At 39.1% G+C, this 21,853-nt stretch carries 18 protein-coding genes; 8 read left to right on the plus strand and 10 right to left on the minus strand.

The window, feature by feature from the left end; translation table 11 throughout:
• Nucleotides 1–60: 60 nt before the first annotated feature.
• Together AC1M9B_RS09060 and AC1M9B_RS09065 are read left to right on the plus strand one after the other, a co-directional pair.
• Nucleotides 61–456, plus strand: coding sequence for a transposase family protein (locus tag AC1M9B_RS09060; protein ID WP_035265307.1), 396 nt, complete (start codon nt 61–63; stop codon nt 454–456).
• A complete protein-coding gene (locus AC1M9B_RS09065; protein WP_035265306.1) occupies nt 404–874 on the plus strand; it encodes an IS5/IS1182 family transposase in 471 nt (156 codons plus the stop codon). Before AC1M9B_RS09060 ends, AC1M9B_RS09065 begins: the two co-directional genes overlap by 53 nt.
• 184 nt (nt 875–1,058) lie before the next feature.
• Here AC1M9B_RS09065 and AC1M9B_RS09070 read toward each other — a convergent pair whose 3' ends face one another.
• Together AC1M9B_RS09070 and AC1M9B_RS09075 are read right to left on the minus strand one after the other, a co-directional pair.
• The gene (locus AC1M9B_RS09070) at nt 1,059–1,424 is read right to left on the minus strand and encodes a hypothetical protein (protein ID WP_481608968.1); all 366 of its coding nucleotides are present in this window, start codon (nt 1,422–1,424) and stop codon (nt 1,059–1,061) included.
• Nucleotides 1,425–1,550: 126 nt separating this feature from the next.
• A complete protein-coding gene (locus AC1M9B_RS09075; RefSeq protein WP_481590401.1) occupies nt 1,551–1,817 on the minus strand; it encodes a hypothetical protein in 267 nt (88 codons plus the stop codon).
• A gap of 192 nt (nt 1,818–2,009) precedes the next feature.
• Between AC1M9B_RS09075 and dusA the strand changes: the two genes are divergently transcribed.
• Entirely contained in the window at nt 2,010–3,020 is a 1,011-nt protein-coding gene (dusA, locus tag AC1M9B_RS09080; RefSeq protein WP_481608969.1) for a tRNA dihydrouridine(20/20a) synthase DusA, read from the plus strand.
• A 56-nt stretch (nt 3,021–3,076) separates the two neighbouring features.
• Here dusA and AC1M9B_RS09085 read toward each other — a convergent pair whose 3' ends face one another.
• From AC1M9B_RS09085 to AC1M9B_RS09115, 7 genes are all read right to left on the minus strand, one after another.
• Complete coding sequence (locus AC1M9B_RS09085; RefSeq protein WP_481587568.1) at nt 3,077–3,850, minus strand: tRNA threonylcarbamoyladenosine dehydratase; 774 nt, start codon at nt 3,848–3,850, stop codon at nt 3,077–3,079.
• Between the two features lie 67 nt (nt 3,851–3,917).
• Nucleotides 3,918–4,751, minus strand: a complete 834-nt coding sequence (locus tag AC1M9B_RS09090) for a TatD family hydrolase (RefSeq protein WP_481591587.1) — start codon at nt 4,749–4,751, stop codon at nt 3,918–3,920.
• A gap of 7 nt (nt 4,752–4,758) precedes the next feature.
• Nucleotides 4,759–5,706 (minus strand): RsiV family protein, encoded by a 948-nt coding sequence (locus AC1M9B_RS09095; RefSeq protein WP_481608970.1) that lies wholly within the window; start codon nt 5,704–5,706, stop codon nt 4,759–4,761.
• A 130-nt stretch (nt 5,707–5,836) separates the two neighbouring features.
• Complete coding sequence (locus AC1M9B_RS09100; RefSeq protein WP_481587570.1) at nt 5,837–6,661, minus strand: hypothetical protein; 825 nt, start codon at nt 6,659–6,661, stop codon at nt 5,837–5,839.
• An 83-nt stretch (nt 6,662–6,744) separates the two neighbouring features.
• The gene (locus AC1M9B_RS09105) at nt 6,745–8,337 is read right to left on the minus strand and encodes a peptide chain release factor 3 (RefSeq protein ID WP_035265298.1); all 1,593 of its coding nucleotides are present in this window, start codon (nt 8,335–8,337) and stop codon (nt 6,745–6,747) included.
• A gap of 120 nt (nt 8,338–8,457) precedes the next feature.
• Complete coding sequence (locus tag AC1M9B_RS09110; protein WP_035265296.1) at nt 8,458–10,524, minus strand: putative bifunctional diguanylate cyclase/phosphodiesterase; 2,067 nt, start codon at nt 10,522–10,524, stop codon at nt 8,458–8,460.
• Between the two features lie 215 nt (nt 10,525–10,739).
• The gene (locus AC1M9B_RS09115) at nt 10,740–12,923 is read right to left on the minus strand and encodes a carboxy terminal-processing peptidase (RefSeq protein ID WP_035265294.1); all 2,184 of its coding nucleotides are present in this window, start codon (nt 12,921–12,923) and stop codon (nt 10,740–10,742) included.
• 196 nt (nt 12,924–13,119) lie between these two features.
• Between AC1M9B_RS09115 and nagZ the strand changes: the two genes are divergently transcribed.
• Nucleotides 13,120–14,139, plus strand: a complete 1,020-nt coding sequence (nagZ, locus tag AC1M9B_RS09120) for a beta-N-acetylhexosaminidase (RefSeq protein WP_092766767.1) — start codon at nt 13,120–13,122, stop codon at nt 14,137–14,139.
• Between the two features lie 70 nt (nt 14,140–14,209).
• Entirely contained in the window at nt 14,210–15,055 is an 846-nt protein-coding gene (locus tag AC1M9B_RS09125) for a class I SAM-dependent methyltransferase (protein ID WP_481608971.1), read from the plus strand.
• 63 nt (nt 15,056–15,118) lie between these two features.
• Here AC1M9B_RS09125 and AC1M9B_RS09130 read toward each other — a convergent pair whose 3' ends face one another.
• The gene (locus tag AC1M9B_RS09130; protein WP_481591556.1) at nt 15,119–16,441 is read right to left on the minus strand and encodes an alpha/beta fold hydrolase; all 1,323 of its coding nucleotides are present in this window, start codon (nt 16,439–16,441) and stop codon (nt 15,119–15,121) included.
• Nucleotides 16,442–16,728: 287 nt separating this feature from the next.
• On the opposite strand from AC1M9B_RS09130, the gene AC1M9B_RS09135 reads away from it, so the two are divergent.
• The 3 genes from AC1M9B_RS09135 to pta all read left to right on the plus strand — a co-directional run bounded on the left by AC1M9B_RS09135 (nt 16,729) and on the right by pta (nt 21,808).
• Nucleotides 16,729–17,994 carry a glutamate-5-semialdehyde dehydrogenase gene (locus AC1M9B_RS09135; protein ID WP_035265287.1) on the plus strand — a complete coding sequence of 422 codons (1,266 nt, stop codon included), beginning with the start codon at nt 16,729–16,731 and terminating at the stop codon, nt 17,992–17,994.
• A 384-nt stretch (nt 17,995–18,378) separates the two neighbouring features.
• Nucleotides 18,379–19,602, plus strand: a complete 1,224-nt coding sequence (locus tag AC1M9B_RS09140; protein ID WP_481608972.1) for an acetate/propionate family kinase — start codon at nt 18,379–18,381, stop codon at nt 19,600–19,602.
• Between the two features lie 64 nt (nt 19,603–19,666).
• Complete coding sequence (pta, locus tag AC1M9B_RS09145) at nt 19,667–21,808, plus strand: phosphate acetyltransferase (protein WP_481608973.1); 2,142 nt, start codon at nt 19,667–19,669, stop codon at nt 21,806–21,808.
• Nucleotides 21,809–21,853: the final 45 nt, after the last annotated feature.

Raw genomic sequence — 21,853 nt, forward strand, 5'->3', positions numbered from 1 at the left:
ATCTATCCTTTGCTGATTATTTGTACCGAATAATTTTAAATATTCATACATAATTTGCGAATGAAATACATCGACTCAAAGAAGCTTTCTGAAACACAGTTTAAGCGATATACAGGCATCTCATGGTCAACCTTTGATTTAATGGCGGAACAGCTAAAAATGCTTGTACCTGCTAAAGGTAGACCATCTAAGTTAAGTGTAGAAGATCAAATCCTGCTGTGCTTAAGTTATTGGCGTGAATATCGAACTTTGTTTCATGTCGCAACCAGTTATGGTGTGTCAGAGCCTACTGCTTCAAGAATCGTCCGCCACGTAGAGGATTGCCTGATCAAGTCCAATCTATTTAATTTACCCAAGAGTTTGCCTGAAGGCGAAGGTATCGACTGGAATGTGGTGATCGTTGATGCCACAGAAACCCCAATACAAAGACCTAAAAAAACAGAAGAAAAGCTATAGTGGTAAGAAGAAAGCTCATACTTTCAAAGTACAAGCCATTATCCATTATAGAACACAGCAAGTTCTGAGTTTATGCACGAGTTGTGGTGCTGTACATGATTTCGAGCTTTTCAAACGCAACTTGAATCAGATTCCTAAAGGTGCTTTTATTCTTGCAGAGAAAGGTTATCAAGGGATTTATACGGTGTATCCAAATAGTCTATTGCCATTAAAAGCAAAAAAGCGCTGTAAACTAGATCCTGAGCTAAAAGTTTACAATCAAGAAATCAATAAAAGAAGAATTGGGATTGAGCATGTATTTGGGACTTTGAAGACCTTCAAAATCCTTGCTGAGCGATATCGCAACCGTGGCAAAAGATTGGGATTAAGATTCAGTTTAATCGCAGGGGTTTATAATTTAGAACTGAGTAAAAAATGATTTATGAAAGAACCCTAATATTTATACCAAGCAAAAAAATATAATAACCAAGAGGCTTTGTTGCAAACAATAATTCATAACCGCCTGATTCAAATCAATTAAAATAAAAAATTATATTTCCTATAATAAAGATTTATTCATATAAAAAGATTTATATAAAAAAAGCCAAAGCTTCTGATAATATTTAAATTAATATTGAAAATATCCAACCGCCTATAACATTGATATAAGAAAAAAAATACCATCTAATTTTAAGTAGATTTAATTTAAATAAAAAACTAAATATCCAAAAAAATGTATTTAAAGCAAAACATATACAAAAATAAGTGAGAATTAATGTTAGTTCCCCAAAAAATGAATTCTGATAGTGATCAAACAACAATTCAATACTGAGTACAAATGGAAGCGAGCCAATTACAATATTCCAGTTCAATATCTTTTCTCTTTTCTCTTTTAATTGCCAACCAAAGAGAGTCAATGTAGCCTGAAAAATAAAAAAATAAGCCAAAATGAGTAAAAAGTCTCCTGGGTTTTTAAAACCACTCATCATTTTGAAAACCCACATTTGGCTTCATAGCCCATATCCACACATCCTTCATCTATTAGATAAAGCAGTGTATTAAACTTCCTCAAAGTCTGGCTAAATATACCGTCCAGTTTAATACATGACGCCACATCACTTTGACCAATAAGTATTAAACATCTCTTTGATACCATCATCATCTTCCATATATTCCTCAGGTGATATTTTTAAAGCTACACCACTCAAATAAATTATTGCTTTCCATAGAAGCTTCTCTTCAGTAGGAGGATCAAAAAACAATTCATTATGGTCAAGCGCATTCATCCTTATTCTTGCCCACTCTTCAGCTTCCTCTCGACTGATTTTATGGGTCAATAAGCCGCTGAATACTTGTTGTACATCTGATAAAAATATTTTCATAACACCATTTCCCAGTATATTACCCATTCTTATCAAATAAATAATGTGTTTTAGTTCCATTATTAAATTCTGGGCGTATCTGTCTAATATTACCTGAATTATCAAGTGTTTCATGCCCCTCCTCAATGAACCATTTTTTAAATTATGGTAAGATGCCGAGCTTTTCACGATTTACAAAATCTAGGTTTTATCATGTCCAATATCCAATCCTTACAGCCTCGAATTTCCGTCGCACCCATGATGGATTGGACGACTCGTGATTACCGCTTTTTTGCACGCCTATTCAATCCAAATATCATCATGTACACCGAGATGGTAACCACAGGCGCAATTTTATTTGGCGATGCAGCCCGTCATTTAGATTACAGCAAAGAAGAACACCCTATTGTGTTACAGCTTGGTGGATCAAATCCTAAAGACCTCGCAACCTGTTCTAAAATGGCTCAAGATTGGGGCTATGATGAAATCAATTTAAATGTTGGTTGCCCTAGTGATCGTGTTCAAAACAATAAAATTGGTGCTTGCCTCATGGCTGAGCCTGAGCTGGTTGCTGAATGTATTGCTGAAATGCAAAATGCAGTTGATATTCCCGTCACGGTAAAACACCGAATCGGCATCGATGATATGCAATCGTATGAGGAGATGCTGCATTTTGTCGATACCGTTGCAAAAACGGGATGTCAAAATTTTATCGTGCATGCACGCATTGCTTTACTACAAGGTTTGTCACCAAAAGAGAATCGAGACATTCCGCCTTTACGTTATGAAGATGTCTATCGTTTAAAGCAAGATCGCCCAGAACTATTGATCGAAATCAATGGTGGGATCAAAACATTTGCTGAAACTCAACAACACTTACAACATGTGGATGGTGTCATGATTGGTCGTGAGGCTTATCACAATCCTTATCTACTGGCTGAACTAGGACAATTATGGAATTTGTCAGCACCTGATCGTTTTGAGATCATGCAGGAAATGATGCCATATATTGCAATACGTTTAGCTGATGGTGCGCCACTTTCAGTGATTACACGTCATATTTTAGGCTTATTTCAAAACCTTCCTGGTGCACGAAAATGGCGACAAGCCCTGAGCGGGGGTAATGCGAAAACATTAAAAGATATTGAAAATGCCTTAATCGGTATGCAACAAGCCATTCAAAGACATGCTGAACAAGAAAGCTTAAAAATCAATGCTGAATAAACCAATATAATCCGTAAAAAAGGTCTCTTGATAGAGACCTTTTTTGATAATCACTTTTAGGCTTGTTTTGCTTGAATCGAATCTAATCGTTTTAACACTTCAGCCACAGCTACCATTGCAAAACTTGATGTCACCACCACGGCTGAACCATAACCACCACATCTTAACCCAGCACTCGCACAAACATCAGCATTCGAAAAAGGATTATCCACCGAATAAATACAGGTGATACCGAACTTCTCTTTCGGCTTTTTACAGATACCTTTTGAGCGTAACTGACTTCTTAATTTTGCCAGCATCGGGTCGTATTCTGTTTTTGACAAATCTGCGACCCGAATTTTGAGTGGATCTAACTTACCACCAGCACCACCAGATACAATCAAGGGGACTTTATTGAAACGACAATGTAGCATCAATGCGAGTTTTGCTTTGACATCATCAATGCAATCCAAAACAACATCTGGATTTGAACTCAAAATCTCCGTTACATTTTCAGGCGTTAGATAATCATCAATTAAATTGATTTTTATACGTGGATTGATTTGGCGACAACGCTCTGCCATCACTTCAATTTTTTCATGACCTAATGTTGATGTCATCGCAGGTAACTGACGATTAATATTTGATGCTGCAACAGAATCCATATCCACTAATGTGAGCTCGCCCAAACCTGTTCTAGCTAAAGCTTCGACAGCCCAAGAGCCAACACCGCCAATACCGATCACCATGACATGACTGTTTTCATAATGCTGAAAATTTTCTTCGCCATAAATTTTGGCTACACCGGTAAAACGGCGTTCATATTCATCATCATGAACTAAGTCAGTCATATTGCTCTAACACTATTTGGAAAAGGCGTATTTTAGCAAAACTTCAGAGGAATAGAGAGTTTTGAACTCACGACAATTTCAGTTCATTTTTTAGGTTGAGTGCAGACACACTATTCTCCCAAACACGTTGCGCAATGTCTTCGATTCTCGTATTTAGACTATGTGCCAAACCCTCTAAAACATAAATTAAATTCTGTGGGGTATTACGGGTTCGGTGTTCAGTTGAAGTTTGACAACATAATGGCGTCATATCAGGACAGTCTGTTTCAATGACCAGATGCTCAATGCCAACATACTGAACTGTTTGGTGTAATTTTTTAGCATTGGGATTGGTAATCTGTCCCGTGACCCCTAACTTAAATCCAAGTTGAATAAATGCCTTTGCTTCTTCTACCCCTCCACTAAATGCGTGGGCGATCCCCCCCTGAAAAAATTGCTTTGCTTTTAACAGTTTTAATACTTCAGCATGAGATTTACGAATATGTAACAGCACAGGAAGCTTAAATTGTTGAGCCAAATCGAGTTGTTGCGCAAAAAAATCCTGTTGCTTAGCGAAAACTTCCGGCTGCTTATGTTGCTTGAGAAAAGTATCTAAACCAATTTCACCAACGGCGATGCATTGTTGTACTTCAAGAATTTTTTTTAAATCGTCTAGATGATGAGGCTGATGTTGTTCGATATAAAAAGGATGTAGACCTGGAGCGAGATAACTCCTCGGTGCCTGATCTAAACCATTTAACCAATGGTGTGTTTCAATCAATGTATGAAAGCGTTGGTGTTGAAACCCGATCAGTACAAGGGCATCCACTCCCTTCTGTTTAGCCTGATACGCAAGTTGCTCACGATCGAAGTCAAAATCTTCTACATCAAAGTGCGTATGCGTATCAAACAAACGTGGCATAGACATGTTATTTTGCTTCACCTGCAGCTTGAGGTACAGCAACTTGAACCGCAGGATGAACAGCCTCCAGAATTTCAGGTTTAATCACACCCTGTAGCTTTTCATAAGGAATCGTGAGTCTTGGCAAACCCACCACATAAGGACCAATTTCATATTCACCGTATTGAAGAATTAAACCCTTTTTACCCAAATAATAGTTATCAGTGAGTTTAAATTTCCAAGCCTCTTCATACTCTTCAACGTTATCTGCTAACTGCGAATCTATGACCCATTTTTTAAATTCTTCATGGGCAAATTGATTTAATTTATTCTTTTGGTCTTTCACTAAAATTTGATCCAGTGACACTTGTTTCTGCTGTTTCAAATCAAAATTAAAGTAAGTTTGTGAAGAAGAACCATGTGCACCTCCTAAATAGTTACTCGTATTCAATACGACGGTTGCAAGTGGTCCTTGTGAATTTAAAATTTTAGGACTAATACTCAAACTAATTTGATGTCCAACCCCCAAGTGCTTTAACTCTTTATCTAAACCCACAAAGTTATCAATATAGGGCTGAATCTGCTCTGCAAGTAACTGCGCTGCAGTTTTATATTCAACAACTTCACTTGCGGCTTGAGTATCTTTGTCTTTAGGCAGCGTCTGCTCAGGTTCGAACAACTCTAGCGTTTCTTGTAAATTTTTGATAATCGCTTGATCAATTAAGCCATCTAACACAAATTGATTCGTTCTCAATCGATCAATTGAAATTTCTGGACAATTGTTACCATCACATTCTACCAACCGAACAGGCACTTTTTCAGTTTCACCCTGAAGCACGAGTATCTGAACTTCCGATGCTGCTTGAGTTTGAGTGTCAGGTGACTCTTTAGGCCCGTCCCCTTTTGGCTGACATGCGCTCAGCGTAATTGCGGCAGTAAGTACAGATACAGTCCAAACTATTTTATTTTTTAACATCTCACAACCTTGAGGAGAAACGGTCATTTATCATTGATTTAAGCCTAACCCGATGAAATTGATAGCTCAAGCTTCGTTTGTATGGGTTTAACTGCAATTGTATATGCTACATTACAATATTTGTAATATTTCAAAACATCTTTTGGAAGATCTGCGGCACAACCACTTGCTTGGTTTGAGCATGATTCAAATAGATATCCAATTGCTCACCACCTTTGACAATTTCGTTCGCGCGAATATGAATACCAATCCCTTCACCATCAAAGAACCACTCCTGATTTTTCCAGCTAAGATTCACTGGAGCGATACTTCTCACTTCACTGCTCTGGGCCTTTAACCATTTTTGATAGGACAACTGAAGTATTCTTTCAAAATCATTTATTTGGTTCTTTTGAATCACATCCTGCAACTGTAAAACTTTTTTCTGCTTTCGATCCAATACCATAAAGTAACCACGATCTTTAACGATCACTTCAGCTTGTTTTGTGTTTACGATGAATTGGATCAACACATATTGATTTCGTTGGGTGGCGACTTGCGTCAGTATATCCAACTCATAAGGCTGATTCAGTGAAAACTCCTTCATCCATGATTCAGATCGACTTATATAGGTTTCGATGGATTGATCCAAACTCAATTTTGCTTTTTCATTGATTTGATCTTGAATCACAAAAGCCAAATGGTTGTTAAGTTGTTGATTGACCCACTGATCTGCTGTTTTTAGACTTAAAATTTCAATTTTTTCGCAGACCGATTTTGTACAATTTTCGCTCTTTATTTCAACTTGAAACGCGTCATCATTTAAGTAAGGTAACACATCAGCGTTTTTAACTTGGGCAGACTGCCCTGACTTTTGTGTCGTAGACTCTGGTTGTTTTTCACAAGATGCCACCCCAATGACTAAAGTAGCAAGAAGAATACGCAATCGTTTTTTTTGTAAGTTTAGAGTAATCACAAGAATCAACCAAAATTAAAGCATTGGTTATTCTGATACAAAAACAGCTTCACGAGGAAGCTGTTTTACATTTTCAAGCAAAATTAATGTTCACGTGTATTACGGAAAACAATATCAGGATAACGCTCTTGCATTAATTGTAAATTGACACGGCTAGGTGCTAAGTACGTTAAATGCCCACCACCATCAACTGAAAGTTGGTCATGTGCTTTTTTCTTAAATTCATTAAATTTTTTCTCATCTGGACATGAAACCCAACGAACAGTGTTAATGCTCACAGGCTCGTAAATACAATCTACTTTGTATTCTTCTTTTAAACGATAAGCAACAACTTCAAATTGAAGAACACCCACAGCACCGACAATAAGATCATTACTGTTTTGTGGCATAAATACCTGAGTTGCACCTTCCTCTGAAAGCTCTTTTAAACCTTTTTGAAGTTGCTTTGATTTCAAAGGATCTTTTAAACGAACACGGCGGAACATTTCAGGAGCGAAGTGAGGAATACCTGTGAATTGCAAGTTTTCACCCGAAGTGAAAGTATCGCCGATTTGAATCGTACCATGGTTGTGTAAACCAATAATGTCGCCTGGCCATGCCTCTTCTAAATGCTGACGATCACCCGCCAAGAACGTTAATGCATCTGAAATACGCACATCTTTCCCAATACGCACATGCTTCATTTTCAAGCCTTTTTCATATTTGCCTGAACAGATACGCATGAAAGCAATACGATCGCGGTGTTTAGGGTCCATATTGGCTTGAATTTTAAAGACAAAACCAGAGAAACCCTCTTCAGTCGCTTCAACTTTACGGTCTTGGGTAGGATGTGCTTTTGGTGGTGGTGCATATTCACTAAATGCATTCAAGACATGGTCTACACCAAAGTTACCCAACGCTGTACCAAACAATACTGGAGTTTGACGCCCTGCTAAGAATTCTTCACGATCAAGCGGTTCATTTGCCATTTGAACTAATTCTAGTGACTCTTCAAATGCAGCCCAAGCTAATTCACCGACTTTTTCACGAAGGTCAGCATGGTCATAACCGTCACGAATTTCAATATCTGTAATGGTTGAACCAAAACCTGCTTTATAGACATAGAATTTTTCTTCGATCAGATTAAAAACACCCGCGAAGTCACGGCCTGTACCTAAAGGCCAAGTTAAAGGTACGCATTTAATTTTCAGGACATTTTCGATTTCGTCGAGGAGCTCAAGCGGCTCACGGATTTCACGGTCCATTTTGTTGACGAATGAAATAATTGGTGTGTCACGCATACGACACACGTCCATTAACTTAATAGTACGATCTTCGACACCTTTCGCACCATCAATCACCATCAACGCTGAGTCTACGGCTGTAAGGGTACGATATGTATCTTCAGAGAAATCTTCATGCCCCGGTGTATCGAGCAGGTTGATCATTTTGTCTTTATAAGGGAACTGCATCACAGAGGTCGTGATCGAGATACCACGCTCTTTTTCCATTTCCATCCAATCTGATGTCGCAGCACGGTCAGATTTACGGCTTTTTACCATACCTGCAACTTGGATCGCTTGCCCCCACAACAATAACTTTTCCGTCATTGTGGTTTTACCCGCATCGGGGTGGGAAATAATGGCAAATGTACGTCGCTGAGCAACTTGCTCCGCTAACTCTTGCTTAAAGCTCATGAATAACACCTACTGCAGACATGCAGTTTAGAAGATCAAAAAAGATCAAAATAAAAATTGGCGATATTGTAGCAGATCAATACCGAATGTGAATGTGATGAATCAGAAACTGACCAGAAGTTAATAGTTCTTAAATGTGCTTTCTAAACGATCCACAGGTAATGGCATACCCAATAAATAGCCTTGTAATTGCTGACAACCTAAACGTTTTAAGATATCGGCTTGTTTTTGAGTTTCAACGCCTTCAGCTGTCACCACCAAACCTAAACGTTTAGCCAAGACAATAATACTTTCTAAGATAATTTCATCTTTAGTATTGGGTGAAAGATTTCGAATAAATTCACGGTCAATTTTAAGCTCATCTACCGGGAGATTCTTTAAATATAAGAAGCTAGAATGACCAGTTCCAAAATCATCAATCGCAAGCCCAATCCCCAAATTACGTAGGCTCTCAAAAGTACGAATACTGACATCGATATGATGCATTGCTGTCGATTCAGTAATCTCAATAATTAAATGGGCTGGATCGATCTGGTATTGCGTGATTAAACATCTTAATGTATCTACCAGCGCTTTATGTTCAAATTGTACAGCTGATAAATTTACAGCGATCGGACAGAAAGGCAATTTCTTTTTTTGCCAAGCTTGAATCTGTATACACGCTTGTTCAAGAGCCCAGTAGCCCATTTTAATAATAAGACCTGTTTGCTCCGCACCCTCAATAAACATATTTGGTGCTAGAAGTCCTAGACTTGGATGCTTCCAACGAATTAAAGCTTCAACGCCACAAATTTTAAAATCTGCTGTGAATTTCGGCTGATAAAATAAAATGAATTGTTGTTCTTCAACAGCACGATACAAATCATTAATAAGTTTTGATTGGCTACGTGCGATTTCTTGTTGATCTAATGAATAGTTAAACACACTGTAAGTATTGCGACCTTGCTCTTTGGACATCAGCATTGCAGCATCAGCATTCACCAACAAATCATGTAAATCAGCACCATGATCTGGATAATAGACCACACCTAAACTTGCTGAGATATTGATTTCCTTCCCAGAAATCACAAAGCCTTCTTGGATTTTACTCAATACTAGATTGGCAACTTGATCAATTTGGTCTGTAGAAAAGTCTTCAACAACCAATAAAAACTCATCACCACCAATACGAATTAATTTTTGGTTTTTTTCGAGTAATGCATGAAGTCGATGCGCTAAATTCACTAAAAGCTGATCACCAATATGATGTCCAAAAGCATCATTCACTGCCTTGAAACGATCCAAATCAATATAAATGAATGCAACTTTATGATCTTTAGATTGGTGAAGTGAAAATAATGAAGTGGTGTAATCAAGCAAAAAAAGTCGATTTGGAAGTTTGGTCAAATTATCTTGAAGAGCAAGACTTTCCAATTCCTTATTCATTTTGATTAGTTGTTGATTTCGTTCTTCAAGTCGTAATTCTAAAATAGCGACAAAAAAACTGACCACTAAAACCAAGCAGGTGACAAATATAATGACAAAAAGTAATAAACCTTGACCTTCATGGAGTTGATTCAATGCTGCATATTTGGCATCCACGGGTTGGAAAGTCGCAGCCGCCATACCAATATAATGCATTCCCACAATACTAAAAGCGATCATGAATGCCACGGCAAGCTTGAAAGCCAATTTATTGTGATAGGTACGCTTATATTTAAACATCAGCCAGAATGACAATCCTGAACCACATACAGCAATCAGTACAGAAAAAATCACCAAAATGGTGTCATAACGAATAATGTAGTTGGGAACGATCAATCCCGCCATTCCAGTATAGTGCATACCTGAAATACCGAAACCCATCAGAAGTGCACCCAAAACCAATCTAGCCAAAGGAAGTGTAGATCTAGTCGTGAGCCATATGGCAAAAATTGAAGCGAGAGCTGCGATCACATAAGAGAATAGCGTTAAACCTATATCGAAACTATGATCTTCGGGTAAATGACAAGCCAGCATTCCAACAAAATGCATGACCCAAATCGCAAGACCAAATATCATGCCACTTACACCGAGCAGCACTTTTTGACCAACTGGGTTTTTGTGGGTACTAATGAGTTGTTCAAATGAAATAGCAATAAAGCAGACGATCACTGCCGCCACAGCAGAACCCGCCACCATTGCATAATCGTAACTCATATGAATCATATAGAGACTTATCCGTACCTGAACCTGTTTTTATTTTATTTAAACCCCAAAAGTACAGCAAATAAATGTAAGAAGGTTCAACTTTTTAATGAGCATTTGTCGCCTACAACAATATCACCATCTCATTGAACGTCAAGTTGTTTTTCGGCGATATCCATAAAAAATGGCGTATCGAAATACGCCATTTTTTAAGTAAAACTTAACAATAAATATTTTTATTTTTGCAAGGCAATGTAATCGAGCAAGATATGAGCTGATTCAGTGACAAATGCCTCTTCTTCAGGTAAAGGTGGGCGTTGATTAGTTTTCATCTTAGCACGCGATTCAGCCAAAGCTTCCATCGATGCCTGATAACTTTCCCAATTTGGATAAGCAGTTTTACCCATTGCTATACGGCGTTTATTTTCTTCTGCCAACGTTTCTTTTTCCAAAGCGATGAGTTCAGCTTTACGTTGATCGATATCCAACACGATTTGTTTATTCTCTTTAGCTTTCTGCGAAATCGCTTTACGCGCTTCTAAATACTTAAATTGAATATCATTCGCAACACGCTGTTTTGAATGAGCAGCTAATTTTGGTACAAAGGCTTGCACTTCTCCCTCACGTTTGAAAGGAGCTGTAGGGATGGTATCCCACTCTAAAGCATTCTTAGCTTTACGCTCCCCAAACTCTTCATCGTAGATATCAACCAATTGAATATCAGGCACAACCCCTTTATTTTGTGTGCTTCCACCAGTAACACGGTAAAACTTTCGTTGCGTCAATGTCGCTTGACCATACGCTAAGCTGTCCAATTGAACTTGAGCTGTACCCTTACCTGTCGTAGTACTTCCAATCACAATCCCACGACCATAATCCTGCACAGCAGCTGAATAGATTTCACTTGCTGATGCAGAAGCCAGATTCACCATGACAGCCAATGGACCTGCGTAGGTTTGAGCGCCTCCATCACGATCTTCGAAGACACTGACGTTACCATTCCCATCCCGAATTTGAACCACTGGACCAGATTTAATCACTTGCCCAATCATTTTTGCCACTTCTTCGAGTGAACCGCCAGGGTTATTACGAAGATCGACGATAATGCCATCGACATTTTGCGCAGCTAAACTTTTCAATGCATTATTGGTATCTTCAGATACTGAACGATAGCTTTCACCAGCACGACGGGCACGGTAGTTGTAATAGAACGATGGAATTTCGACTACCCCAACTTTATGTTTCTTGCCATCTCGTACAATTTCTACTGTTCTTGAACGTACACCTGCATCCTCTTCTTGAATCACATCACGTACGATAGTTACGGTACGTGCCTGACTCATAGATGCTCCAGGTCCGAGCAATTTAATGGTGACTTTAGTCCCACGCTTACCTCGGATCAATCCAACGATTTCAGAACTGGTCCATCCAATGACGTCGACCATTTTGTCACCGTCTTGCGCGACACCAATAATACGATCACCAGACTTAACCTGTCCTGTCTTAAACGCAGGACCACCATCTACGATCGTCTCGATACGCGTATAGTCTTCATTCCCGCGTTCTGGACGGATCGACACACCAATCCCCTCAAGCTGCAATGTGGTCTGACGATTTAACTCAATCGCATCGATTGGCGGGAAATAATTACTGTGCGGGTCATAGGTCGCCAACATAGCATTGAGCGTTTTTTCTAAAACGTCATCGCTTTTTGTACGCTTCATACGTTCTAATTGACGCATATAGCGCTTGGTCAAAGTCTGAACTGGCGTTAAATCTTCAGCTGAAGTGAGATCTTGTCCTGCTGCTAAAGAAGGATCATCTTTCAGCGCTTTTTGCTTAGCCAAATCTTCTTCTTTAGCAATCGTTAAATTGATTAACTGAGACACCAGCATTTTGCGCCATTGATTTTCTTGCTCAGCTTTATTTTTGAAAAATGGAGCCTTTTCACGATCAGACTCGATAAACACATTAGGTTGATTTAGGTTTTGCGGTTTTTTTAACTCCGCCAACATAAACTCATAGAATGACTTTAAACGATCACGATATTGAGCGTGAATGGCATAAGGTCCTTCAAGGTTACCCGCTTTGAGCGCCGCTCCAAAAGTTGGTCCGTATTTTTTCTTATAGTTTGCCACTTCATCTGCCAAGAAAAGGCTATGGTCAGGATCAAGACTATCAATATACATATCAAAAATACGTTGTGAGGTCGTAGCATCTAAACGCATATTTAAATAGTGCTGACGATCCACCAAAGTTGCTAATTGTCTTGAAACTAAAGCTTGTTCTTGTGTGGGCTTTATATTCTGAACCTGTTGAACCGCTGGTTCATTCGCTGCGATCGCAACATTAATTGTATGACCAAAAAATAAACCACCAGTGGCAATGGCTACCGCGCAAGCGATTGTTTGAAGTTTCATAACGAATTTGTCTTTCCTTGGATAAACCAAATTTACACTATTGTTTTCAGATAGAAATATTAATATTCAAAACCTTAAACAACTTTTTTATTTCTGCCGTATAGTTTTATCATAATCTGTACGGAGAAAATGTAGCAAATCATTGCAAAATTCGGGTATTGTTTTCTCTTTTAAAATTAGAATCACGGATTCCACTATGATTGGCGCATTGATGCTTGATATTGAGGGCACAACACTTAATCAAGAAGATATTCAACTCCTACAATCTCCACAAGTTGGTGGAGTCATTTTGTTTGGAAGAAATATTGAATCACCTCAACAAGTTCGCGCCTTAACGGATCATATGCGCCAAGTTCGCCCCGATATTTTAATTGCAGTCGATCAAGAAGGCGGACGCGTACAACGTTTAAAACAAGGCTTCACTCTCCTTCCTGCCATGGGACGTTTCGGTGAGCTCTATTTAAGTCAGCCAGATCGAGCAATTGAATTGGCTGAACAATGCGGTTGGCTCATGGCTACCGAAGTCCTTGCAGTCGGGATCGACTTTAGCTTTGCACCTGTATTAGACCTTAACGACATCAGCGATGTTATTGGTGACCGTGCTTTTGCTAAAAATATCTCAGATATCATCCCTTTAGCCCAAGCCTTTATGCAAGGTATGAAACGCGCTGGTATGGCAACCACGGGGAAACACTTCCCTGGCCATGGCTCGGTTAAAGCAGATTCACATATTGCGGCAGCTGTGGATACACGAAGTTATGCTGAAATTGAAGCTCAAGATATGCAAAGCTTTATTCAACTCCAACCTCAACTTGACGCACTCATGCCAGCACATGTGATTTATGAAAAAGTAGATCCAAATCCTGCAGGTTTTTCTCAGTATTGGGTTCAAAAAGTACTTCGTGAAACACTTCAGTTTGACGGTGTCCTGTTTTCTGATGACTTAAGTATGCAAGCAGCTTGTGTTGCAGGTGGTGCAGATGCCCGCATCAAAGCCGCGCTTGAAGCTGGCTGTGATATGGGCTTAGTCTGCAATAATCGGGAATCTGCATGTGTCGCGCTCAGTGCCATAGAGAATTATCCATTGCCGAACCAAGAACGCTTAGAGCGTATGCGCGGTAAGATTCAAGAGATTCGCATTGGTGAACAACTTGACTTAGGCAACGAATGGAAATCTGTCAAAAAGGTCATTGAAGATTTTAGACAATCATTTTAATAATACAGGGAGCATTCTAATGCTCCCTTTATCTTGACCAATCCAATAATAATCATAGCCAAGGATGTGTATGTCTCAATCAAAACAATCAAAGCACCGTCATATTTCGTTTACTGCTCACTACACTGGCTATATTTGGTACCAAATGGGTATCTCTCACGAAGCATTTGCGACTTCGAAAGGTAAAGCCTTGGCGCAATTCGCTCACCCTTTTGAAAGTATAGCTGAGAAGTTTGTCGGCGGAAGTATGCGTTCAACCCTGAAGACACGACATACATTATTAGACGACCATTTAAAATTATTAATCAAACAATATCCAACCCTGCAAATTTTAGAAATTGCAGCGGGACTTTCACCTCGTGGTTGGTGGTTTAGATCTCATTATCCCGAAATAGATTATCGCGAATTAGATTTACCAGACATGGCTACCACAAAACAATCCGCTTTGAATAAAATCGATCCCGAAAGCCCTAAAGTTTTATCAGCAGACTTATTCACGGATGATTTCAAAACAGCTTTTGACGAATTCGACCCAACAAGACCGCTAGTGATTATCAGTGAAGGATTAATCAATTATTTTAATCAAGATTTACTCAAACAATTGCTGAATTCAATTGTACGTTTTGGTCAACCATTCCAAACGCTTCATTATTTAACTGACCTTTATCCCGAACCTGTCCAACATAAACTGGCTAACTTAATTTGGTCGAGCAGCAAATTACTCAAATACGCTTCAAGAAGTGCATTTACATTCCACTTTAAAGACCCTTTAGAGGTACAGCACTTTTTTAAACTTTCAGGTTTTACTGAAGTTGAAGTCATTCAACCTCAACTGTATTTTGAAAAAAATAATCAAAATATGGATACAGATCAGCATCTTGGTGATCTAGTATGGATGATTCATGCAATAAAATAATGAATCGTTCGTAGCAATATTACGAAGTATCTCTTTTTTGATTCAAATGAATTCAATGACAGCCTAATCAACGCTGTCATTGTGTTTATGGGTATCTATAAATTGAAGTAAGCGATCAGCCACTTCAAAATAACCATGCTTGAATAATGCTCTTACTTCATTTCCAATAAAATCGAACATTAAACATTCGACAGCAAAATGTCCTTGCTCATCCTCAAATTCAATTGCAAAACTTCGAGCATCTTCCTGTAAGACTTCAACTTGAGATGGATCATCCAAAAAGAATGATACACCAAAGTAATTCAGGTCTTTAATTTCAACTTCAAAACGTTGTGCATTTGTTTGATGAATTAAAACAGAATGTGCATTTTTAAGGGCAAATCGAACTTCCCCTCTGCGATCCAATGATTGCATTTGGTCTTTATCTAAATAAATGATCCCATCTAGATTATGAATCGATTCGCCTTTTAAGAAACTGGTAAAAAGATTCATGGTTTCTTTTCGGCGTTGCAGTTGAGGCACATGATCCGCATTTGCAATCATTGCAAACTCAACATCAGGACATTGCAAGGCAAAATTCGCATTCTCAAATGGCAAAGTAAAACTATCGAATTGACCACATGCTACTAATGTTTTACACATCGGAATTGGAACATGGGAAAGACGCAATAAACGATTACAGTTGATTTCATATCGCTCACGCTCAGCGATATCAAACTCAGACATCTGCTTATAAAAGAGTCGTTTAGCTGTTGGAGACATACGCGTTTGATCTAATTTTGCATGATTCACCAAATACAAAATGACAGCCTGACCAAACTCATCCATACGTTGCTCTTGCATCAATATTAATGACTCTTCAAGCAACATACGCCAGCTTTTACGCGTCTTCTGCATGACGCCCATCAGAATTAATCGATCTACCAGTTCTGGACGATAATGAGCAAAACAGGAAGCAACCACAGAGCCTAATGACATCCCCATAACAGAGACTTTCTTAATCTCCACCAAATCCAACCATTGACCTAACATTTTTGAAAGCTCTGGTAGCTCTAGAGTACCAGCAGAAATTCCAGTATCACGATTGTGGATTTGTTGATTTGAACCTAAAGATGGTAAGTCGATTAAAATAACAGGTCCTTTCTCGAAGAGCTGTTCAACGCAATATTTATATGAATTAAAATTTTGAAATGCGCCTCCGACAATCAGCGTTGGCGTCTGATGCAGTGTTTCTGGCGATGCGATCGCCATATATTCAATTTTCCACCCATCAATCCATGTGGTTCGTGGCGGCTCTTTAAAACTATTTTTATGGTACAGATCAAAAAAATGAGTGCTGTCTTCAGCTGAATAATCTTCAAGCTCCATTTTTATCATGGAATTCATTCCCTTATCTCCATTTGGCTTTATTGTTTTGTTTTCACAGCCGTTAATTTGATAATACTCTCAATTCGTTATGATTATGCAACATAATTAACATTCATTTCATTTTATACAGATGCATGAAATCTGCGCAATGCAAGAATTCATCTTTTATCTTTTTTAACTACCGTTAGGTTCTAAAAATAGTTACAAGTTTTATCAACTTAGCTTTTTTCGCTGATAAACATAGATTGTTGTCATCTGCGCTGCTACTATTTGAATGAGATTTTAATATGATCAGTTAAACTGCTATGCAAGACTCCATCGAACAGTACATGCAAGTCGTCGGTCAGAATGCGCGTGAAGCTTCACGCTTTTTGGCTGGCTCTTCGACTTTTGAACGAAATAATGCTTTGACGGCAATCCATACCGCTTTGGAAGACCATCAAGCTCAAATTCTAGCTGCGAATAAACTAGACATGACTCGTGGTCATGAAAACAATTTAGACAGCGCATTACTCGATCGTTTGGAACTTACACCCACACGCTTCAGTGGAATGTTACAAGGTCTTAAAGATGTCATCAGTTTAATTGATCCCATTGGTGAAATTACTGACCTAGCTTATCGCCCGTCTGGTATTCAGCTTGGAAAAATGCGAGTGCCTTTAGGTGTCGTAGGTATGATTTATGAATCACGTCCTAACGTCACTCTAGAAGCAGCCTCTTTAGCGATTAAGTCTGGCAATGCCATCATTCTTCGCGGTGGTTCAGAGGCATTAGAGTCAAACAAAGCCATTGCTACCGCAATTCAAAAAGGTTTAGAGCAAGCTGGTGTACCAGTTAACGCAGTCCAAGTTGTCAATACAGCAGATCGTGCTGCAGTTGGGCAATTGATTACCCTCTCTGAGTATGTTGACGTTATTGTTCCACGTGGTGGCAAAGGCTTAATTGAACGTATTACACGTGAAGCGACTATTCCTGTAATCAAACATCTTGATGGTAACTGTCACGTCTTCGTTGAGGCCCAAGCTGATCTACAAAAAGCATTGCCAATTGCGTTAAATGCAAAAACTCATCGCTATGGCGTATGTAATGCCATGGAAACGCTGCTGGTTGATGAAAAAGTTGCTGACGACTTTCTGCCTCGCATTGCTGAACTTTATGCTGAAAAACAAGTTGAATTGCGTGGTTGCTTGAAAGTCAAAGCAATTTTAGGTGAACAGATTAAAACTGCGACCGAAGAAGACTGGTATGAGGAATATCTAGGACCTATTTTAGCGGTTAAAGTAGTCAGTGGCGTTGAAGAAGCAATTTTGCATATCAATAAATACGGATCGCATCACACTGATTCGATTATTACTGAAAACTTTAGCACGGCCCGAAAATTCCTTACTCGCGTCGATTCAAGTTCGGTCATGGTTAATGCCTCTACTCGTTTTGCTGATGGTTTTGAATATGGTTTAGGTGCTGAAATCGGCATTTCAACAGATAAAATTCATGCCAGAGGTCCAGTCGGATTAGAAGGACTCACCTCACAAAAATGGATTGTTTTAGGCGATGGCCAAATCCGTCAATAAACCTAACTTAAAAAAACAAAGCCCTTTGAGTAAAGGGCTTTGTTTTTGAGTGATTCAACTCATCATAACGAAATAAAAAACGTATAAATTAAATCAATTACAAAGCAGAAGTGGTATATAAAAAATACAATACATGCTATGTTTTACGCATACAATTTAATTAAAACATAACCATTATTTATTTTATAAATGAATAAAGAAAGACTATAAATTTTAATTATTATTGCCTTAGTGGTCGATAGTGCTTAAGTCTAATCACCTAAAGTCTATCTAGGACAATAAAAAAACGCATGTTACAAATGCTTCACGATCAAGAAATAACATTTTTTGTTCATTTGGAAGAAAACAAACGAAATATTAAAATTGCCAGTAAAGGAACACACCATGCCTCATTCAGTTCTTATCATCAATTGCGGTTCTTCTTCGATCAAGTTTGCATTATTACTTAAAGATCAAGATTTCCGAATTCATGGTCTTGCTGAAAACTTAGGTACGCCAGAAGCGCGCATCAAAGGCGTGACTGTAGGCAACGAACCAGTTGATATTCGTATTCCAAATGCAGACCATAAAGAAGCACTTGAAGTTGGATTATCTCGCTTAGCGAATCACAAGCCTGATGCCATTGGTCATCGTATTGTACATGGTGGTTCTTTAACTCAAGCAGAGTTAATCACCGATGAAATTATTGTAAAAATCCGTGAAGCAACACCTTTAGCTCCATTACATAATCCTGCACATCTCGTTGGGATCGAAGCGACTAAACGTTTGTTCCCAGACTTACCGCAAGTTGCAGTGTTTGATACAGCGTTCCATCAAACAATGCCAGCGCATGCCTATCGTTACGCGGTACCAAAATTTTTATACACTGAACATAATGTTCGCCGCTATGGATTCCACGGTACAAGCCATGCCTATGTATCAGATCGTGGTTCTGAGCTTGCTGGTAGTTTCCGTGAAGGTGGTTGGCTCACCGCTCATTTAGGCAATGGTAGTTCTACTTGTGCAATTTGGAATGGTAAAAGTGTTGATACCTCTATGGGATTAACGCCACTCGAAGGTTTAGTGATGGGTACCCGTAGTGGTGATGTAGATCCAAGTTTACATAATTTTTTAGCCAAAAACCTAGGATGGGACATTTACAAAATTGACAGAATGCTCAATAGCCAATCTGGTTTATTAGGACTTTCAAACCTGTCAAACGATATGCGAACACTTATCGAAGCTTCAGAAGAAGGCAATGAAGATGCTGCACTTGCTATTGAAGTATTCTGCTATCGTCTTGCTAAATCATTAGCAGCACTCAGCTGTGGTTTACCTCGTCTTGATGGCTTATTCTTCACAGGTGGTATTGGTGAAAACTCAGCATTTATTCGTGAAAAAACATTATCTTATTTGCCACATTTTGGTTTTAACTTTAGCAAAGAAAAAAATGACCAATTAGCTCGCGGTACAGAAGGTCGCATTGATAAAGGTACTGGTCCGCAAATTTGGGTCATTCCTACAGATGAAGAAGGACGTATTGCACAAGAAACAGAACATGTGGTGAATCAAATCGGAGATGTGAATTCATCTGAAAAAAAGTCTGAACTTGAAACCGCGACTGCTTAAGTAGTCGCCCGCTCAGACATATTTACATATTTCTTTTTTATTTTTAGATATAGATTTTGATGATATGAAAACAATTGTACTTGTTCCAACTGGTGAAGGTGTAGGTCTGACATCAGCGTGTTTAGGCTTAATTTATGCACTTGAGTGTCAAGGTGTAAAAGCTGGTTTTGTTAAGCCATTTTCACAAGAAGTACATGCTGAAAATTTCGATCGCACCACAGCGTTATTCCGCCATGTTTCTCAGAACGAAACAGTTGAACCAATCTCATATCAAAATGTAGTTCAGCAATTAAATGCTGGTGAAAGTGATGAGTTATTAGAAGAAGCTGTTCGTCTACATCGTCAAATTGCTAAAAAACATGATCTTATTATTGTGGAAGGGTTAGTTCCAAACAGTCGTGATAGTTTTGCATCTGAACTGAATGCTCAACTTGCTCAAGCACTAGATGCGAAAGTCATCATTGTGAGCAATGCTGATATCAAACAACCAGCCTATACAGCAGAAAAAGTAGAAACCCAATTACGTAATTTTGGTGGAGCAAACAGCAACCGAACAGCTGGTGTGCTTTTCATGCGAACCAAAGGTCTGTCCGAGGAGTCTGCACAGATTCCAGTGACCATTGATCCAAGTCTGCGTCTGATACAAGAGACTCAACAATTTGTTGGGGAAATTCAAAAAACACATCCGCTGATTGGTTCCGAACAACTTCCTGTTATTGCATTAGTACCATTTAGCAATACTTTAAGTGTGCCGCGAATGTCTGATATCGCGCAACATATTCAAGCAGAATGGATTAACTTAGGTGAGGCTGCACAACGACGTGTTCTGCATAGTAGCCTGATCGCTTCAAATATCGAGCGCGAACTGCACAAATTCACGGCAGGCGAACTGATTATTAGCGCATCAGATCGTATTGATGTCTTACTTGCAAGTAGTTTAGCAAGCAGCAATGGTATCCCTCTTGCTGGTTTAGTATTGACTGAACATTATGCACCTAATCAACAAGTACTGGCTTTCTGCCAAGCTGCGATAAAACAGGGCTTACCTATTTTACACACACCATTGAGCACCTTTGAAACGGCAACCCAACTGGCTAATTTAAGTAATGAAATTCCTGTAGATGATACTGCTCGCGCTGAACAAGTCACTCGATTTGTATCTAGCCATATTGATGCGGATTGGGTAACGCAGTTGCTGAATGGTTCATACCAACCACGTCTTTCTCCATCTGCATTCCGTCATGAGTTGGTACAAAAATCAATTGCAGCGAAGAAAAGAATTGTTCTTCCTGAAGGTGATGAACCTCGTACGATTCAAGCAGCCGCGATCTGCCAATCACGTGGTATTGCTCACTGTATCTTACTGGCAAAACCAGAAGCAGTTTTAGATGTAGCCAAAGCTCGAGGGATTGAATTACCTGACGATTTAGAAATCATTGATCCAGACCTCATCCGCGACAATTATATTGCGCAAATGGTAGAGTTGCGTAAAGGCAAGTTAAATGAACTGCAAGCGAAAGAACAGTTACAAGATACAGTGGTTCTTGGAACGATGATGTTAGCACTAGATCAAGTGGATGGATTAGTTTCAGGTGCAGTTCATACCACAGCCAATACAGTTCGCCCTGCATTTCAGTTGATTAAAACGGCACCTGATTACTCTTTAGTTTCGTCTGTTTTCTTTATGTTACTACCAGATGAAGTGTATGTTTATGGTGACTGTGCAATCAATCCAGATCCTAATGCAGAGCAACTTGCTGAAATCGCGATTCAATCTGCCGATTCAGCCAAAGCGTTTGGTATTGATCCACGTATTGCCATGATTTCATATTCAACTGGTACATCTGGCACAGGTGCTGATGTTGAAAAAGTTGCTGAAGCAACACGCATCGCAAAAGAACGTCGTCCAGATTTATTGATCGATGGCCCCCTTCAATATGATGCTGCCTCTGTAGAAAGTGTAGGTCGCTCTAAAGCACCTGACTCTCAAGTGGCGGGTCGTGCCAATGTCTTTATTTTCCCTGACTTGAATACTGGTAATACCACCTATAAAGCAGTTCAACGCTCTGCCAATGTGGTCAGTGTCGGTCCAATGCTCCAAGGTTTAAACAAACCTGTAAACGATTTATCTCGTGGTGCATTGGTCGATGATATTGTCTTTACGATTGCTTTAACAGCGATTCAGGCTGAGCAACAAGCCCAATAATTTGATTTGCATATGAGTTACCATCCTCGCGAATGTGAGGATGGT

This window comes from Acinetobacter sp. ANC_7513 (assembly GCF_056779915.1).

Excerpts from the sequence above, each read along its gene's own strand:
- AC1M9B_RS09060 (WP_035265307.1), top strand. The coding sequence starts at position 61 with ATGAAATACATCGACTCAAAGAAGCTTTCTGAAACACAGTTTAAGCGA.
- AC1M9B_RS09065 (WP_035265306.1), top strand. The coding sequence starts at position 404 with ATGCCACAGAAACCCCAATACAAAGACCTAAAAAAACAGAAGAAAAGC.
- AC1M9B_RS09070 (WP_481608968.1), bottom strand. The coding sequence starts at position 1,424 with ATGATGAGTGGTTTTAAAAACCCAGGAGACTTTTTACTCATTTTGGCT.
- AC1M9B_RS09075 (WP_481590401.1), bottom strand. The coding sequence starts at position 1,817 with ATGAAAATATTTTTATCAGATGTACAACAAGTATTCAGCGGCTTATTG.
- dusA (WP_481608969.1), top strand. The coding sequence starts at position 2,010 with ATGTCCAATATCCAATCCTTACAGCCTCGAATTTCCGTCGCACCCATG.
- AC1M9B_RS09085 (WP_481587568.1), bottom strand. The coding sequence starts at position 3,850 with ATGACTGACTTAGTTCATGATGATGAATATGAACGCCGTTTTACCGGT.
- AC1M9B_RS09090 (WP_481591587.1), bottom strand. The coding sequence starts at position 4,751 with ATGCCACGTTTGTTTGATACGCATACGCACTTTGATGTAGAAGATTTT.
- AC1M9B_RS09095 (WP_481608970.1), bottom strand. The coding sequence starts at position 5,706 with ATGTTAAAAAATAAAATAGTTTGGACTGTATCTGTACTTACTGCCGCA.
- AC1M9B_RS09105 (WP_035265298.1), bottom strand. The coding sequence starts at position 8,337 with ATGAGCTTTAAGCAAGAGTTAGCGGAGCAAGTTGCTCAGCGACGTACA.
- AC1M9B_RS09110 (WP_035265296.1), bottom strand. The coding sequence starts at position 10,524 with ATGATTCATATGAGTTACGATTATGCAATGGTGGCGGGTTCTGCTGTG.
- AC1M9B_RS09115 (WP_035265294.1), bottom strand. The coding sequence starts at position 12,923 with ATGAAACTTCAAACAATCGCTTGCGCGGTAGCCATTGCCACTGGTGGT.
- nagZ (WP_092766767.1), top strand. The coding sequence starts at position 13,120 with ATGATTGGCGCATTGATGCTTGATATTGAGGGCACAACACTTAATCAA.
- AC1M9B_RS09125 (WP_481608971.1), top strand. The coding sequence starts at position 14,210 with ATGTCTCAATCAAAACAATCAAAGCACCGTCATATTTCGTTTACTGCT.
- AC1M9B_RS09130 (WP_481591556.1), bottom strand. The coding sequence starts at position 16,441 with ATGAATTCCATGATAAAAATGGAGCTTGAAGATTATTCAGCTGAAGAC.
- AC1M9B_RS09135 (WP_035265287.1), top strand. The coding sequence starts at position 16,729 with ATGCAAGACTCCATCGAACAGTACATGCAAGTCGTCGGTCAGAATGCG.
- AC1M9B_RS09140 (WP_481608972.1), top strand. The coding sequence starts at position 18,379 with ATGCCTCATTCAGTTCTTATCATCAATTGCGGTTCTTCTTCGATCAAG.
- pta (WP_481608973.1), top strand. The coding sequence starts at position 19,667 with ATGAAAACAATTGTACTTGTTCCAACTGGTGAAGGTGTAGGTCTGACA.